Source organism: Nocardia carnea NBRC 14403, from assembly GCF_000308515.1.
Taxonomy (GTDB): Bacteria; Actinomycetota; Actinomycetes; order Mycobacteriales; family Mycobacteriaceae; genus Nocardia; species Nocardia carnea.
This window is the reverse complement of record NZ_BAFV01000055.1, coordinates 24,969-39,687: the sequence shown is the minus strand read 5'-3', so window position 1 is coordinate 39,687 and position 14,719 is coordinate 24,969. Positions and strand designations below refer to the sequence as shown.

The 14,719-nt window shown below is 68.2% G+C and carries 11 protein-coding genes; 8 read left to right on the top strand and 3 right to left on the bottom strand.

Annotation, left to right across the window (positions count from 1 at the left end; all coding sequences use genetic code 11):
• The coding region (locus ON22_RS20115; RefSeq protein ID WP_043740386.1) for a FadR/GntR family transcriptional regulator at nt 1–580 on the bottom strand (580 nt) is incomplete at its 3' end.
• 65 nt (nt 581–645) lie between these two features.
• Here ON22_RS20115 and ON22_RS20110 point away from each other — a divergent pair.
• The 6 genes from ON22_RS20110 to ON22_RS20085 all read left to right on the top strand — a co-directional run bounded on the left by ON22_RS20110 (nt 646) and on the right by ON22_RS20085 (nt 8,965).
• Entirely contained in the window at nt 646–1,905 is a 1,260-nt protein-coding gene (locus tag ON22_RS20110) for an MFS transporter (protein ID WP_231508392.1), read from the top strand.
• A gap of 327 nt (nt 1,906–2,232) precedes the next feature.
• Nucleotides 2,233–3,708 carry a nitrate/nitrite transporter gene (locus ON22_RS20105; protein ID WP_174375609.1) on the top strand — a complete coding sequence of 492 codons (1,476 nt, stop codon included), beginning with the start codon at nt 2,233–2,235 and terminating at the stop codon, nt 3,706–3,708.
• A gap of 28 nt (nt 3,709–3,736) precedes the next feature.
• Nucleotides 3,737–6,265 (top strand): nitrite reductase large subunit NirB, encoded by a 2,529-nt coding sequence (gene nirB / locus ON22_RS20100; RefSeq protein ID WP_033243214.1) that lies wholly within the window; start codon nt 3,737–3,739, stop codon nt 6,263–6,265.
• A gap of 143 nt (nt 6,266–6,408) precedes the next feature.
• Nucleotides 6,409–6,807, top strand: coding sequence for a nitrite reductase small subunit NirD (gene nirD / locus ON22_RS20095; protein WP_033243582.1), 399 nt, complete (start codon nt 6,409–6,411; stop codon nt 6,805–6,807).
• The gene (locus tag ON22_RS20090) at nt 6,804–8,018 is read left to right on the top strand and encodes a uroporphyrinogen-III synthase (RefSeq protein WP_033243213.1); all 1,215 of its coding nucleotides are present in this window, start codon (nt 6,804–6,806) and stop codon (nt 8,016–8,018) included. The genes nirD and ON22_RS20090 overlap by 4 nt, the downstream gene beginning before the upstream one ends.
• Nucleotides 8,015–8,965, top strand: coding sequence for a sirohydrochlorin chelatase (locus ON22_RS20085; protein ID WP_063820614.1), 951 nt, complete (start codon nt 8,015–8,017; stop codon nt 8,963–8,965). Before ON22_RS20090 ends, ON22_RS20085 begins: the two co-directional genes overlap by 4 nt.
• Here the strand turns inward: ON22_RS20085 and ON22_RS20080 are convergent.
• A complete protein-coding gene (locus ON22_RS20080; protein ID WP_033243212.1) occupies nt 8,949–9,377 on the bottom strand; it encodes a TA system VapC family ribonuclease toxin in 429 nt (142 codons plus the stop codon). The two genes, ON22_RS20085 and ON22_RS20080, sit on opposite strands and share 17 nt — an antisense overlap.
• A complete protein-coding gene (locus ON22_RS20075; RefSeq protein ID WP_081595713.1) occupies nt 9,374–9,628 on the bottom strand; it encodes a hypothetical protein in 255 nt (84 codons plus the stop codon). The genes ON22_RS20080 and ON22_RS20075 overlap by 4 nt, the downstream gene beginning before the upstream one ends.
• Before the next feature lie 212 nt (nt 9,629–9,840).
• Here ON22_RS20075 and ON22_RS20070 point away from each other — a divergent pair, with 212 nt between their 5' ends.
• Together ON22_RS20070 and ON22_RS34790 are read left to right on the top strand one after the other, a co-directional pair.
• Nucleotides 9,841–13,947, top strand: coding sequence for a non-ribosomal peptide synthetase (locus tag ON22_RS20070; protein ID WP_051157862.1), 4,107 nt, complete (start codon nt 9,841–9,843; stop codon nt 13,945–13,947).
• An 8-nt stretch (nt 13,948–13,955) separates the two neighbouring features.
• Nucleotides 13,956–14,687 carry a DUF6875 domain-containing protein gene (locus tag ON22_RS34790; RefSeq protein WP_231508384.1) on the top strand — a complete coding sequence of 244 codons (732 nt, stop codon included), beginning with the start codon at nt 13,956–13,958 and terminating at the stop codon, nt 14,685–14,687.
• The last annotated feature ends 32 nt before the right edge of the window (nt 14,688–14,719 follow it).

Sequence of the window (14,719 nt, the reverse complement as noted above, 5' to 3'; positions counted from 1 at the left end):
GCACCAGTTCGCTGTGCTCGTCGTTGTACCAGCCGTCGATCCGGTCGGTGCGGGATCGGGTGGAGGATTCGATCCGGCCGAGCAGGGAATCGTAGAACTCCAGATACACCGCGTTGTGGCTGGCGGCCACGATCGCGCGGTGCAGTTGTACATCGGCGGCGATGGCGGCGGAGCGATCGGTCGGCCAGAGCCGGTTGCGTTCCTCGAGCAGACGCTGCATTTTGGCGATATCGGATTCGTCGCGGCGGTGGGCGGCCAAGGCGGCGGCGGTGGCTTCCAGGCCGTGGCGCAGTTCCAGGACATCGCGTTCGGCGGCCTCGGCGAAATACTTCTCGAGGGTGCTGCCGACCTCGGAGGTCGCGATGACATAGGTACCCGAACCCTGCCGCCGTTCCAGCATGCCGGCGTGGACCAGCGCCTGGACGGCCTCGCGTAGCGTATTGCGGCCGGTTCCGGTCAGCTCGGCGAGTTCGGGTTCGGTGGGTATCCGCGTCCCGACCGGCCAGCGTCCCGAGCGGATATCCTCTTTGAGTTGCTCGGTGACCTGGGCGATGAGACTGGTGCGGCGAACGCTTTGCACGCAGACAGAGTACCGCCCATCACAACTACCTTGTCCTGGTCATACGGTCATCCTATGATTTCTCGGTGACTGCAGCGTTGCCCGAGACCTCCCGTCCGGCCGACCCGCCCACCGCGGGCCGGCGACGCTCACTCATCGAAGGGCGCCTACTGGTTCTGGCGGCCATCGTCATGTCGGCCCTCACCCTGCGGGTCGCGGTCACCGCCTTCACCCCTCTCGCCGAAGAGATCGGCGAACATATCGGCTATTCCACGGCCGTCGTCGGCGTCTTCGGGATGATCCCGACCCTGATGTTCTCGGTGACCGGGCTGCTGACCCCGATGCTGGCGCGGCGGATCGGGCTGGAGTGGACCGTACTGGCGGCCATGGCCGCCGCCGGTATCGGCATGCTCGCCCGCGTACTCGTCTCCGAAACGGTGGGACTGCTGCTGTTCTCCGCGCTGGCGCTCGGCGGTATGGGTATCGGCAATATCGTGGTCCCGCCGCTGGTGAAACGCTACTTCCCCGATCGCCTGGCCACGGTGAGCGCGCTCTACATCACCATGGTGCAGATCGGTACCGTCATTCCCGCCCTGGTGGCGGTGCCGCTCGCCGAAACGCACGGCTGGCGGGTCTCGCTGGGGGTGTGGGCGCTGCTCGGGTTCGCCGCGGCCGTGCCCTGGATCGGTGTCCTGTGGAATCGGCGCGGCCGGGCTGTGGCGGATACAACCGGACTGCCCGGCGCGACGGGCCCGGCCCCGAAGGTGTGGCGCTCGCCACTGGCCTGGGGTATGTCGGCCATGTTCGGGATGACCTCGCTGACCACCTATTCCGTATTCACCTGGTTGCCCACCATCCTGTCCGACGCCGGTGCGGACGCGGCATTCGGCGGCTCGATGGTCGCCTTGTTCGCACTCATGGGCCTGGTCGCGGCATTGACCGCGCCGACGGTGGCGGCCCGGATGACAAATCCCTTCCCGGTCGCGGTCGGGTGCGCGGTCTGTTTCCTGGTGGCGTTCGCCGGCCTGCTCATCGCGCCGATGAGTGCGCCGGTGCTGTGGGTGGTCATCCTCGGACTCGGCCCCAGCACCTTCCCGATGGCGTTGACCCTGATCAACCTTCGGACGCGCACCCCGGCGGGATCGGCGGCGCTTTCCGGGTTCACTCAGGGCGTCGGCTACGCACTGGCCTGTATCGGACCCTTGGTGTTCGGGATGCTGCACACCGTGACCGGCGGCTGGGCAGCGCCGTTCGCGCTGCTCGCGGTCTCGGTGGTGGTGCTGCTGATCGGCGCCTGGCAGGCCTGTAAACCGCGGCTGCTGGAGGATGGGCCCGCGGGCGGTTGATCGTCCCGGCCGGGACGCCGGAGCGCGGCGAACGCGCAACCGAGTGAGCCGGCCGGGGTTGCGCCCGTTTCGTGACACAGGTCATCCTTTGTTCAGGTCCTCACCGCGTTCCCGGGGGAAAGTGGGACGTTCGTGACGCCCGGAAACCCTTCTGTGACAGCGCGTTAACAAGCGCCGGTTTCTCACGCCGGCCGCGCTGACCACGTGAGAAACCGTTGATTCGACGGTCATTTTGGGCAGCATTACGGCAATACCCGTTTCCTAACGTTAGGTCGAACCACGTTGGGAGGCCCCTTGAACACGCAGACAGAAAGCCGCCGCGGCGCCGTGCAGGCGTTGTTCCAGCGGCCGAAGCTGGAGCGCTGGGACGCGGAGGACACCGCGGCCTGGGAGGCCGGCGGTAAGAAAATCGCGACGCGCAACCTGATCTGGTCGGTCGTCGCCGAACACATCGGATTCTCCATCTGGTCCATCTGGTCGGTCATGGTGCTGTTCATGCCGGCCGAAACCTACGGTATCGATGCCGCCGGCAAGTTCTTCCTGGTCGCGGTACCGACCCTGGTCGGCGCGATTCTGCGAATCCCGTACACGGTCGCGACGGCCCGTTTCGGCGGCCGCAACTGGACGGTGTTCAGCGCCGTGGCACTGCTGATCCCGACTCTGCTCACGCTGTACTTCGTGAACCAGCCGGGAACGTCGTACACGACATTCCTGATCGTGGCGGCGTTCGCCGGGCTGGGCGGCGGCAACTTCGCCTCGTCGATGACCAATATCAACGCCTTCTACCCGCAGCGCCTCAAGGGCTGGGCCCTGGGTATGAATGCGGGCGGCGGCAATATCGGTGTTCCGGTGATCCAGCTGCTCGGCCTGCTGGTCATCGCGACCCTCGGCAACGAATACGCCTCGGTGATCTGCGCGGCGTACCTGGTGCTGATCGTGCTCGCCGGGCTCGGCGCGGCCTTGTTCATGGACAATCTGCCGAATCAGAAGGCCGATCTGTCCTTTATGCTCACCGCGCTGAAAGTGCCGCAGTCCTGGGCGGTTTCGTTCCTCTACATCGGTACCTTCGGCTCGTTCATCGGTTACAGCTTCGCCTTCGGTCAGGTCCTGCAGATCAGTTTCGTCGCCGGCGGGGAGACAGCGGCTCAGGCCACCCTGCACGCCGCGCAGATCGCTTTCATCGGGCCGCTGCTCGGTTCGCTGGCGCGGCCCTACGGAGGCAAACTGGCCGACCGGATCGGCGGTAGCAAGGTCACCGTGGTCACTTTCGTGGCGATGATGGTCGCGGCCGTGGTGGTGGCCGTGGCCTCGACGATCGCGGATGGTTCGGCGAACGGTTTCTCCGGCCCGGTGCTCGCGGTGCTGGTCGGCGGTTTCGTGGCGCTGTTCGTGCTGTCCGGCGTGGGCAACGGCTCGGTCACCAAGATCATCCCGTCGGTGTTCGAGGCCAAATCGCGCAGTCTCGACGGGAGTCCCGCCGAACGTGCCGCCTGGGCGCAGAACACCTCCGGTGCGCTCATCGGTTTCGTCGGCGCCATCGGCGCGCTCGGCGGCGTGGGAATCAACCTGGTACTGCGCTCGTCCTACGCCTCGACACAGTCGGCGACCACCGCATTCTGGGTGTTCATGGCGTTCTATATCGCCTGCGCCGCGGTCACCTGGGCGGTGTTCCTGCGTCGCCCCGCCGCTCCGGCGCCCGGCCGCGAAATCGTCGCCGGCGCCGAGTCCCTGGTCCGCCGGGCCGAATCCGGCGCCTCGTCCACCCAGCCAGGCGAAACCCGGTCCGCCCGGTCGCCGGCCTGATCCCGGATCCCCACGGAGGACAGACACCATGAACGCACAGCGCAAGACAGTCGTCGTCGCCGGTCACGGCATGGTCGGGCACCGCTTCGTCGAGGCGCTCCGCTCCCGGGACGAAGCCGGGCAGTGGCAGGTCGTCGTACTCGGCGAGGAACAGCTGCCCGCCTACGACCGGGTGGGGTTGTCCTCCTACGTCGGCAACTGGGATCCGGCCGCGCTGGCGCTGCCGGGTAACGAGTACGCCGGTGACGAACTGGTGGACCTGCGCCTCGGACAGCGCGCCGAGGCCATCGACAAGGACGCGCAGAAGGTGACCACCGGCGACGGTGCGGTACTCGATTACGACGCGCTCGTGCTGGCCACCGGTTCCTATCCGTTCGTGCCCCCCGTGCCGGGGCACGAACACCCGGAATGCTTCGTCTACCGCACCCTCGCCGATCTCGACGGCATCAAGGCGACGGCCGAGGCGGCGGGTCCGGGGGCGCACGGTGTGGTCGTCGGCGGCGGTCTGCTCGGCCTGGAGGCCGCCAACGCGCTGCGGATGCTCGGCATGACCCCCCATGTGATCGAGTACAACGACCGGTTGATGCCCGCGCAGGTCGACGAGGGCGGCGGCGCGATCCTGGAGAAACTGGTCTCCGATCTGGGACTGCAGGTACACACCGGTGTCGGCACCCAGGGCATCGAACGGGACGAGGCGGCGGACCCCGCCGGGCGGTTGCGGATCGGTCTCTCCGACGACACCACGATCGATGCCGCCCTGGTGGTGTTCTCCGCAGGTATCCGCCCTCGCGACCAGATCGCCCGCGACGCCGGCCTCGAGGTCGGCCCGCGTGGCGGTATCGTCACGGATCTGGGGCTGGCGACCTCCGATCCGAATATCTACGCCATCGGTGAATGCGCCGCGGTCGAAGGTGTCTGCTACGGCCTGGTCGCGCCGGGTTACACGACCGCCGAGGTCGTGGCCGACCGGTTGCTCGGGGGCGCCGGTGAGTTCCCCGGCGCCGATATGTCCACCAAGCTCAAATTGCTGGGCGTGGATGTGGCCAGCTTCGGTGACGCGCACGGCCACACCGAGGGGGCGCTGTCGGTGGTGCTGCACGATGCGGCGCGCGGCACCTACGCGAAACTGGTGATCTCCGACGATGCGCAGACCCTGCTCGGCGGCATCCTGGTGGGCGACGCCACCCAGTATGCGGCGCTGCGGCCGCTGGTCGGGCGCCCGCTACCGGCCGAACCGGCCGCGCTGATCTCCCCGGCCGGGGCGGAACTGGGCGCTGACGCGCTGCCCGACGAAGCCCAGATCTGCTCCTGCAACGATGTGAGCAAGGGCGCCATCTGCGGGGCCATCGCCGACGGTGCCTGCGATATCCCCGCGATCAAGGCCTGCACCAAGGCCGGGACCTCCTGCGGCGGCTGTGTGCCGATGATCAAGAAGGTGCTCGAACAATCCGGCGTCGAAATGTCGAAGGCGCTGTGCGAGCATTTCGAACAGTCGCGTGCCGAACTGTTCCAGATCGTGCAGGCCACCGGTATCCGCACCTTCTCCGATTTGATCGCCCGGCACGGCAAGGGGATCGGCTGCGATATCTGCAAACCGACGGTCGCCTCGATCCTGGCCTCCACTTCCAGCGAGCACATCCTGGAGGGCGAACAGGCCGCGCTACAGGACACCAACGACCATTTCCTGGCCAATATGCAGAAGAACGGCACCTATTCGGTGGTGCCGCGGATGCCGGGCGGGGAGGTGACGCCCGAACAGTTGATCGTGATCGGTGAGGTCGCCAAGGAGTTCGGGCTCTACACCAAGATCACCGGTGGCCAGCGGATCGATCTCTTCGGTGCGCGCGTCGAACAGTTGCCGCTCATCTGGAAGCGGCTCGTGGATGCCGGGATGGAATCCGGCCACGCCTACGGTAAATCGCTGCGTACCGTCAAGAGCTGCGTCGGGTCCACCTGGTGCCGGTACGGCCAGCAGGATTCGGTCGGGATGGCGGTCCTGCTGGAGAAGCGCTACCGCGGGCTGCGGTCACCGCACAAACTGAAGCTGGCCGTTTCCGGCTGTGCCCGGGAATGCGCCGAGGCCCGCGGCAAGGACGTCGGTGTGATCGCTACGGAGAACGGCTGGAACCTCTACGTCGGCGGTAACGGCGGTCTCACTCCGAGGCATGCGGTGCTGCTGGCCGGCGATCTGGACGACGAAACCCTGATCTCCTATATCGACCGCTACCTGATGTTCTACATCCGCACCGCGGACCGGTTGCAGCGCACCGCGCCGTGGCAGGAGGATCTGGGGATCGACTACGTGCGCGAGGTGGTCTGCGCGGACAGTCTCGGTATCGCGGCCGACCTGGAAGCGGCGATGCAATCGCATGTGGCCGGTTATCGCGACGAATGGGCCGCGGTACTCGAGGACGAACAGAAGCTTTCCCGGTTCGTCTCCTTCGTCAACGCCCCGGCCGAAGCGGATCCGACGATCTCGTTCGACGACAGCGGAGAACGCAAGGTTCCGGTGCTGCTCGGCCTGCCGGCAATGCCCGGAGGCGGCAGTGGAATGTAACCACGGAGGGCATTGCGGGCAGGCCGAACAGAAACAGCCTGCCGGCGATGCCGGAGCCGGCCGGTACGAGTGGGAAATGACGGCTTAACCGAGTGGAAACAGTGCGCCGGTACCAATGGGGGAGGCGTGTGGAGGAGAACACCATGACCGTGATCGATACCCCTGGCGTTGCCCCGGCCACCACAGGGTGGACGCAGGCTTGCCGGCTCGACTACCTGATTCCCGGCCGCGGCGTAGCGGTGCTGCTGCCCGGCGGGGCCCAGGCAGCACTGTTCCTGCTGCCCGAGGGCACGCTGTACGCGGTCGGCAATATCGACCCCTTCGGCCGGGCGGCGGTGATGTCGCGCGGGATCGTCGGTGATCGCGGCGGCGAACCGGTCGTCGCGTCGCCGCTGTTGAAGCAGGCCTTCTCGCTGCTCGACGGGCATTGCCTGGACGATGTGACCGAATCGCTGCCGGTATACGCCGTGCGCGTGGACGGCGGCCTCGTCTCGATTTCCGACGAACCCCTCGTCATGACCGCGGACGGCGTCCCCGCATGACGGTTCCGGATACGAACGCCTCGCTGGCCGGGTTCACCATCGGTATCACCGCGGCCCGGCGCGCCGAGGAATTCGCCACCCTGCTCACCCGGCGGGGCGCGACGGTCGTGTCCGCGCCGGCCATCCGGATCATTCCGCTGGCCGACGACACCGAACTCGAACGGGTGACCCGCGAACTCGTCGCCGACCCACCGCAGATCGCCGTCGCCACCACCGGGATCGGTTTCCGCGGCTGGATGGAGGCGGCCGAGGGCTGGGGGCTGGCCGAACAGTTGCGCACCACATTCGGTGGCACCCGGATGCTGGCCCGCGGGCCCAAGGCGAAGGGGGCGATCCGGGCGGCCGAACTCCGGGAGGAATGGTCGCCTGCGTCCGAATCGTCGGCGGAGGTGCTCGACCATCTGCTCGCGGAAGGCGTCGAGGGGGTGCGGATCGCGGTGCAGTTGCACGGCGCGACCACCGAATGGGAACCGGTCCCCGATTTCTGTGAGGTGCTGCGCTGCGCCGGCGCCGATGTGGTGCCGGTGCCGGTGTACCGGTGGGAGCCGCCCGCCGATCGCGGTCCGATGGACAACCTCATCGAGGCCATCATGACCTCGGCCATCGACTGTGTGACCTTCACCAGTGCGCCCGCGGTGGCGTCGATGCTGATGCGCGCCAAGGAAACCGGTGTGCTCGAGGGTGTTCTGCACGCTCTGCGCAGCCGGGTACCGGCGGCCTGCGTCGGCCCCATCACCGCGGCGCCGCTGGAGGAACTGGGTGTTCCGGTCACGATGCCCGGCCGCGCGCGGCTGGGCGCCCTGGCCCGCCATGTGGCCGAGGAACTACCGCGCCGCGCCGGCCGGATCAACGCCGCCGGGCACACCATCAGCGTGCGCGGCGCCTGCGTGGTGGTGGACGGCACGGTGAAACAACTCGCCCCCGCACCGATGGCATTGATGCGTTCGCTGGCCCGGTATCCCGGGCGGGTGGTGTCGCGTGAGGATCTGCTGGCCGCCCTGCCCGGCGGGGGTGACGACACCCACGCGGTGGAGACCGCCATCGCCCGGCTGCGGGCGGGGCTGGGGACACCGAAAGCGATCCAGACCGTGGTCAAACGCGGTTACCGGCTGGCCATGGACCCGGCCGAATGCACCGATAACAACGTCGCCGCCGCGCCCGCGGCACCGGCCGGTAACACCCGCTATGTGCGCACGGTGGTTCCCGGGTGAACGCGCCGGAAACGCCCGCGTTGGTCTTGGTGGCGCACGGAACCCGCAGCGGTAAGGGGGTGGAGATGATCGCCGCGCTGGCCGAGGCGGTGGGTCGCGAACTGGGGCACCGGCCGGTGCCGGTCGCAACCCATTGCGTGCACAACGCGGCTGCCGGGCCGGACACAGGCACCGGCCGGCCCGCGCGGGTTCGCCGCACAGCGATACTTCCCGCTGTGCACGGAACCGCGGTATGCGGTTGTGCCGTCGACCCAGAACTCGGCGCGGTCTCCGGTCGGCCTACGAAGAGCACGCCGGTGCGCACCGCCTTCGTCGATGTTCTCGGCCCCTCACCGTCGGAAGTGCTGCACGATCTCGTCGCACAGTCTCCGAATAGTGCGAAACCGGCGTCGGCCGTGGTGGTTCCGGCGTTTCTGGCTTCGGGCTATCACGTCTATCAGGATGTGCCGCGGGAAGTGCGCGATAGCGCCCATCCCGCTGTGACGGTGACCGCCGCAATGGGTCCGGATCCCGCCTTGGCGCGGATCATGGCCGTGCGGTTGCGCGCGGCCGGCTGGTGCCCGGGCGATGCCGTGGTGTTCGCGGCTGCGGGCTCTTCCGATCCGCGAGCTCGCGCGGATGTGAACCGCGCCGCCGCTATGCTCACCGCACAACTCGCCACACCGGTGCGCACGGCCTATGTCGCCACGGGCGCACCGCGCGTTCCGGAGATCGTGGCGAAGTTGCGTGAGGAGGGGCGGGACCGCGTGTTCGTTGCCTCCTACCTGCTGGCGCACGGACTTTTCCACGAGCGTCTGCACCAGGCCGGCGCGACGGGGGTAGCCGCCCCGATCGGCGTACATCCCGCCGTGGTCCGGTTGATCGCCGACCGCTACCGCGCTGCGCTACGCGAACGGTCCGGCAGTCCCACCCTGCCTCCGACGGGAACCGCTATCCCGCAATCGTGACGACCTGGATCGACGGATACCGGGCCGCTAGTTTTCGATCGAGCGTTGCCAACTCCGCACCGCTGGTCTGGGCGAACGCGGCGAGATAATCGTCGGTCCACAGCTTGTGGCTCGTCTCGTCGCGCGCAGACAAAGCCCGGAATACAGGCTCCAGGTCGACCGGTTCATCGGCCCAGGCCACTCGCTCATCGGCCAGAAGTTGATCGATCACTCGCCATGCTGCACTGCGGGTGAGGACATCACCCTGCATGACCGAGGGATTGGAAAGCAATCGTAGTAGCGAGGTTTGGGTAACCCGGCACATCACAAGGTCGCCCGGGTGGCGGTCGAACCATGTCGCGGCTGCGGAATGGTGTATATGGCGGCCCCATACCGCAGCCAGCCACACGCCCACGTCGACGAGCGCTGTCATGCGTACTTGGCGGCGTCGTCGTTTCCGAGTGCCTCTTCGAGGTCCGCGTTGCTCAGATCCACCTTGTGCGGGGCATCCGCTGCGCCGACCAACGGAAACCGGACACGTCCGGATTTCGGCGGATGGACACCTGCGCCTACCTCATGTGCCAGGGCCTTTGTGAAGAGGTCCTTGAGGCTGAGTCCGCGCTCGGTGGCGGCGATCTTGGCGGCGCGCATGAGTTCAGGCGGTAGGTCGATCGTTGTGCGCATAAAAACATATTAGCGCAGCATCCTGGTTCGGCAGAGAGATTGCGCTGGAGAACGGAGCCGGTGCATTACCTTGCTGGGCAGGCGTAGTGTTCGCCGCAGGTGATTCCGCAGGTAGTCGTAGCGGCCGGCCGGGTACCGGACGCGCGTGGATCGGCGTCGCGCGCTGTTCCGTATTTCCGGGCCGGCCGGACAATGCAGGAGGCGCGGTCCAGGTGAGGCACCAGGAAAGTACGGGATCGGATCATCCGCTGTCGGCCGCTCAACTGCGGTGGTGGGTGGCGCAGCAGTTGTATCCCGGGATTCCGAACACCGTGGCCATGTACCTGGATCTGCGGGGGCCGATCGAGGTCGAGCTGATGCGCGAATGTGGGCGTCGCGCGGCCCGGGAGCTCGAATCGCCCGGTATCCGGGTGCGGGAAGTGGACGGCCGGCCGCGGCAGGTGTTCGCGGATACGGATCTCCCGTTCTTCGTCTGTGATCTCGCCGATCACACCGATCCGGTCACCGCGGCACTCGACCGGATGGCGGACGACCACTTCGCCCCGCTCGATCCGCGCACCGACGATCTCACCGTCGCGACGCTGTACCGGGTGGCCCCGGACCGGCATCTGCTGTATCTGCGCAGCCACCACCTGGTTCTCGACGGTGCCGGCGCCGTTGCACTGTTACGGCGCACCGGTGAGCTGTATCGGGCCGCCGTCACCGATACCGAGGCGGGCGAGCCCGGCGCGCTGGACACCGCCGGGCTGCTCGCCGCCGAGGAGACCTATCGGCGGTCGGCGCGGGCGGTGGCCGATAAGGAGTACTGGCTTTCCGCGCTGTCGGGTCTGGCCGAGCCGGTGGGTCTGGCCGGCCACCCTGCGGCACCGCGGCCACGGCCGCACCGGGTTTCGGCGGTGGTCGGACCGGCGACCGCCGGTGCGGTCGCTGCCGCCCGCGACCAGTACGGCGCATCCTTCGGCGAACTGCTGATCACCGCCTTCGCCTGCTATTTCGCCCAGCTCACCGGGAACGACGACCCTGTGATCACACTCCCCGTTCCGGCACGTACGACGGCCGTACTGCGCCGGTCGGCCGGATCGGTATCGAATGTCGTACCGTTGCGGCTCACCGGTATCACCCGGGACACCGTCGGTGTCGGAGTTGCCGGGGTACGTACGAAGATCGTTGCGGCGCTGCGTCATCAGCGGTATCCGTACGAGGAGATCCAGCACGACCGCGGTCGCGGCCGGGTGGAGCGCGGCGGATTCGGGCCGGTGATCAACGTGCTGGGTTTCGTGGAACCGCTGCGGTTGGGACCACTCACCGGGCAGGCACAGCTGCTGTCGCTGGGACCGGTCGAGGATCTACTGGTCAACGGGTATCAGCTGGGTCCGGACGAGAGCAGTATCAGTATCGACTTCCAGGGCAATCCCGCCCGCTATTCGGCCGCCGCCCTCGCCTGGTATCACCGCGGATTCCTCATCTACCTGCACCGTTTCCTCACCGCCGCACCGGGCGATCCGGTCGCATGCCTCGGCGAACCCGAGCCGGATCCGGATGTACCGGGCTTCGTTCCGCGAAAAGCAGAGACCCCGTGGGATTCCCCGTCGCCCGCTGCGACGGTGCGGCTGCTGCCCGAGCTTCTGCGTATGGGAATGCGCCCGGATGCGGTGGCCGTGCGCGAAGGCAACCGATCCCTGACGTACCGCCGGTTGGACGATCTCTCGCGCGGCTGGGCACAGGAACTGATCGACCGTGGTGCGGGCCCCGGGACGCCGGTCGCGGTGGTCGTCCCGCGTTCGATCGAATCGGTGCTCGCGCTCTGGGCGGTCGCCACCGCGGGCGCCTGCTTCGTACCGATCGACCCCGCCGACCCGCCCCACCGGATCGCGGCCGTGCTCGCGGCCGCGGGAATCCGGCTCGGGCTCACGGTGACGGCGGTGCGGCCGGGCTTGTCCGCAGCGGATGGGACCCGTGCGGTGACCGCGGGGCCGGGCAGCGGCGAGTCGGTGCGCTGGCTGGAGTTGGACCATCGGGCCGCAAGGGCGGCGCCGCCGAGGGAACCCTCGCGGAGCTACCCGGTAGCGGGTGGCGGTGAGCGGGCGCCCTGGGCGGCTCTGTATCCGGACCATCCCGCGTATCTGATCCATACCTCGGGCACCACCGGAATGCCGAAAGGTGTGCTCGTCGGTCATCGTGGGTTGGGGCCGCTCACCGACTACCTGGTCGAGCGGTATCGGGTGGATGCGGATTCCGTTGTCCTGCACGCCCATTCGCCTGCTTTCGACGCGCATCTGCTGGAGCTGCTCGCGGCGTTCGCGGTGGGGGCGCGGCTGGTGGTCGCTCCCGCGGGGCCGGTGGCGGGGGGACAGCTCACCGAATTGATCCGTACCGCGGAGATCTCGCATCTGCTGAGTACTCCCGCGGTCCTGAGCAGTCTCGACCCGGCCCGGCTGCCGAGCCTGCGGGCGGTGGTGACCGGCGGCGAGTCCCCCGGCACCGAACTCGTCCGGCGCTGGACGCCGCGGGTGCGGTTGTACAACGGCTACGGTCCCACCGAGACGACCGTGATGACGATGCAGAGCGCTCCACTGTCCCCGGCCGATCCGGTGCTGATCGGACCTGTATTGCCGGAGGTGCGAGCGGTGCAACTGGATCGCCGGCTGCGACCGGTACCGGTGGGCGGGCGGGGCGAACTATATCTGGGCGGACCGGGTGTCGCGCTCGGATATCTGCACGATCCCGCGACCACGGCCGCCCGGTTCGTGGCCGATCCGGCGGGTACCGGGCAACGCCTGTATCGAACCGGGGATCTGGTGCGCGCCGATCCCGGCGGCTTCGAATACCTCGGCCGGGCCGATCGTCAGCTCGGTCTGCACGGCCGCCGGATCGAACCCGGTGAGATCGAATCGGCGCTCACCGCGGGACCGGAAATCGCGCAGGCGGTGGTTGCGGTGGCGGGCGAACCCGGACCGGCCCCGTGCCTGGCCGCCTATGTGGTGGTTGCCGCGGGTCACCGATTCGATCCGGTCGCCACGCTGAGCCGGATCCGCACCGTACTGCCTGCCGCGCTGGTGCCTGCGGTGTTACTAGAGATCGATCGGATTCCGTTGACGCCCAACGGGAAGCTGGACCGGGGCAGGTTGCCGGAACCGGTGCTGTCCCGCGCCTACCGCCCCCCGGAGACGGATGTGCAGCGGTTGGTCGCGCAGCGGGTGGGTGGTGTGGTCGGCCGTCCGGATATCGGACTGGACGACGATTTCTTCGCGCTCGGCGGTAATTCGCTACTGGGCGTGACGCTTTCGGCCGAGCTCGCCGAGGTGACGGGCGTTCCGGTGACCGTACGCTGGCTGTATACCGCGCCGACGGTGGCGGAGCTGGCCGACCGTATCGCGGGGTACCGGCATTGCGGCACTTCGGCCGACAGAGATGAGGGTGGCGGCGACCGCATAACCAGTGAAGCGCCGGATTCGGTATCGCCGGCCCGGTGGCACGGGACTGCGGACGGCTACGGCGCCGACGGTGCGGAGGGCTTACAGGTAATTCTTCCATTGCGCCGCAACGGCTCCCGGCCGCCACTGTTCTGTTTCCATTCCGCGGTACCGCTGGCGTGGTGTTACGCGGGATTGTCGCACCGGATCGCCGACCGCCCGGTCTACGGAGTCCAGTCGCCGGTGCTGACTTCCCCGGACCCGGAGGTCACCACGGCCGATACCCTCGCCGATCGCTATCTGCGCGAGATCCTGCGGGTGCAGCCGGAAGGCCCCTACCATCTGCTGGGCTGGTCGCTCGGTGGCCAACTCGCCCATGCCGTGGCGGTCCGGTTACGCGATCTCGGCCGTGAGGTCGCGTTGCTGGCCATGCTCGACAGTGTCGTCTTTCCGCCCGACACTCCACCACCACCGCGGCCGCGGATGCGGGATCTGCTCACCCACCTGCTCGGTGACGAACCCGATGCGGAGGCGGCGGCACAAGCTCCGGAATCGACCGCCGCCGAAGCGGCCGCGGAACTGGCGGCGGCGGGGCCGACCCTGGGCGCGGGGCTGACCGCCGGCCAACTCGACCGCCTGCATCGGGCCTACGTGGCGGGAGTCGAGATATCGGCCCGGTACCGTCCCGGTGTCTTCGACGGTGACCTGCTGTACTTCTCGGCGACCCGCGGTATGACCGAAATGCTCGACGTGCAGATGTGGCGGCCGTTCGTCACCGGGGAACTGCGCGAGTATCCGGTCGATACCGAGCACGGCCGGTTGATGAATCCCGAATCCGTCGCGGTGATCGCGCCGATCCTGGACCGATATCCGGCCGAGCTCGCCGTACGGGCGGGAAGCCGATGAGCCGGCCGGTGAACCCCGAACGTCCGGTACCCGCGACAGCCCACGTGTATCGCGGGCCGCGGACCGACCGGAGCTGGCGCGATGTCTACGACGACGCCGAGCGCTGGGCCGCACAACATCCCGATGCCGCGGTACTCACCCGCTGGATCGCCGACCATCTCGTGCATCCACATCCCGACTTGGGCCGTGACGGTCCGGTATGCCCGTTCATCCGCCAGACCACGAACCACCATGCCCTGTGGGCCGCCGTGATCCGCGGGGGCGACGAGTTGACCGTCGAGGACCTCTCGGCGGCCGTCCTGGACGCCCACGCCCTGTACAACCGTCTGCGGGCCGGGGAGTCCGACGATCGTCGCCTGACCGCGGTGACGATCTTCCCCGGACTCACCCGCACCGACCGGATCGACACCGTGCACCGCCGCCACAAGACCGAGGTGGTGCGCGACGGCCTGATGCTCGGCCAGTTCTACCCGGGATGCCGGGTCCCGGGCTTGTGGAACGCCGCCTTCCGTCCGTTGGACGCACCGCTGCCGATGCTGGTGATCCGTCCCATGATGACCACCGACTACCCGTTCCTGGTCGCGCGCACCGACTGGCTGTACGCGTATTTCGGCAAGGTCGCACCGCAGTTGCCCCGCGCTCTGCGCTGGTCGATCGCCGAACGGATGCGGGTGCCGGATGCAGACGCCACCGCAATCACCGCGCTGCGAGTGCACGCCCGCGACGAACACGCCAGGTGATAACGCCGTACGGGGTATCGCGCCGTGGTAGA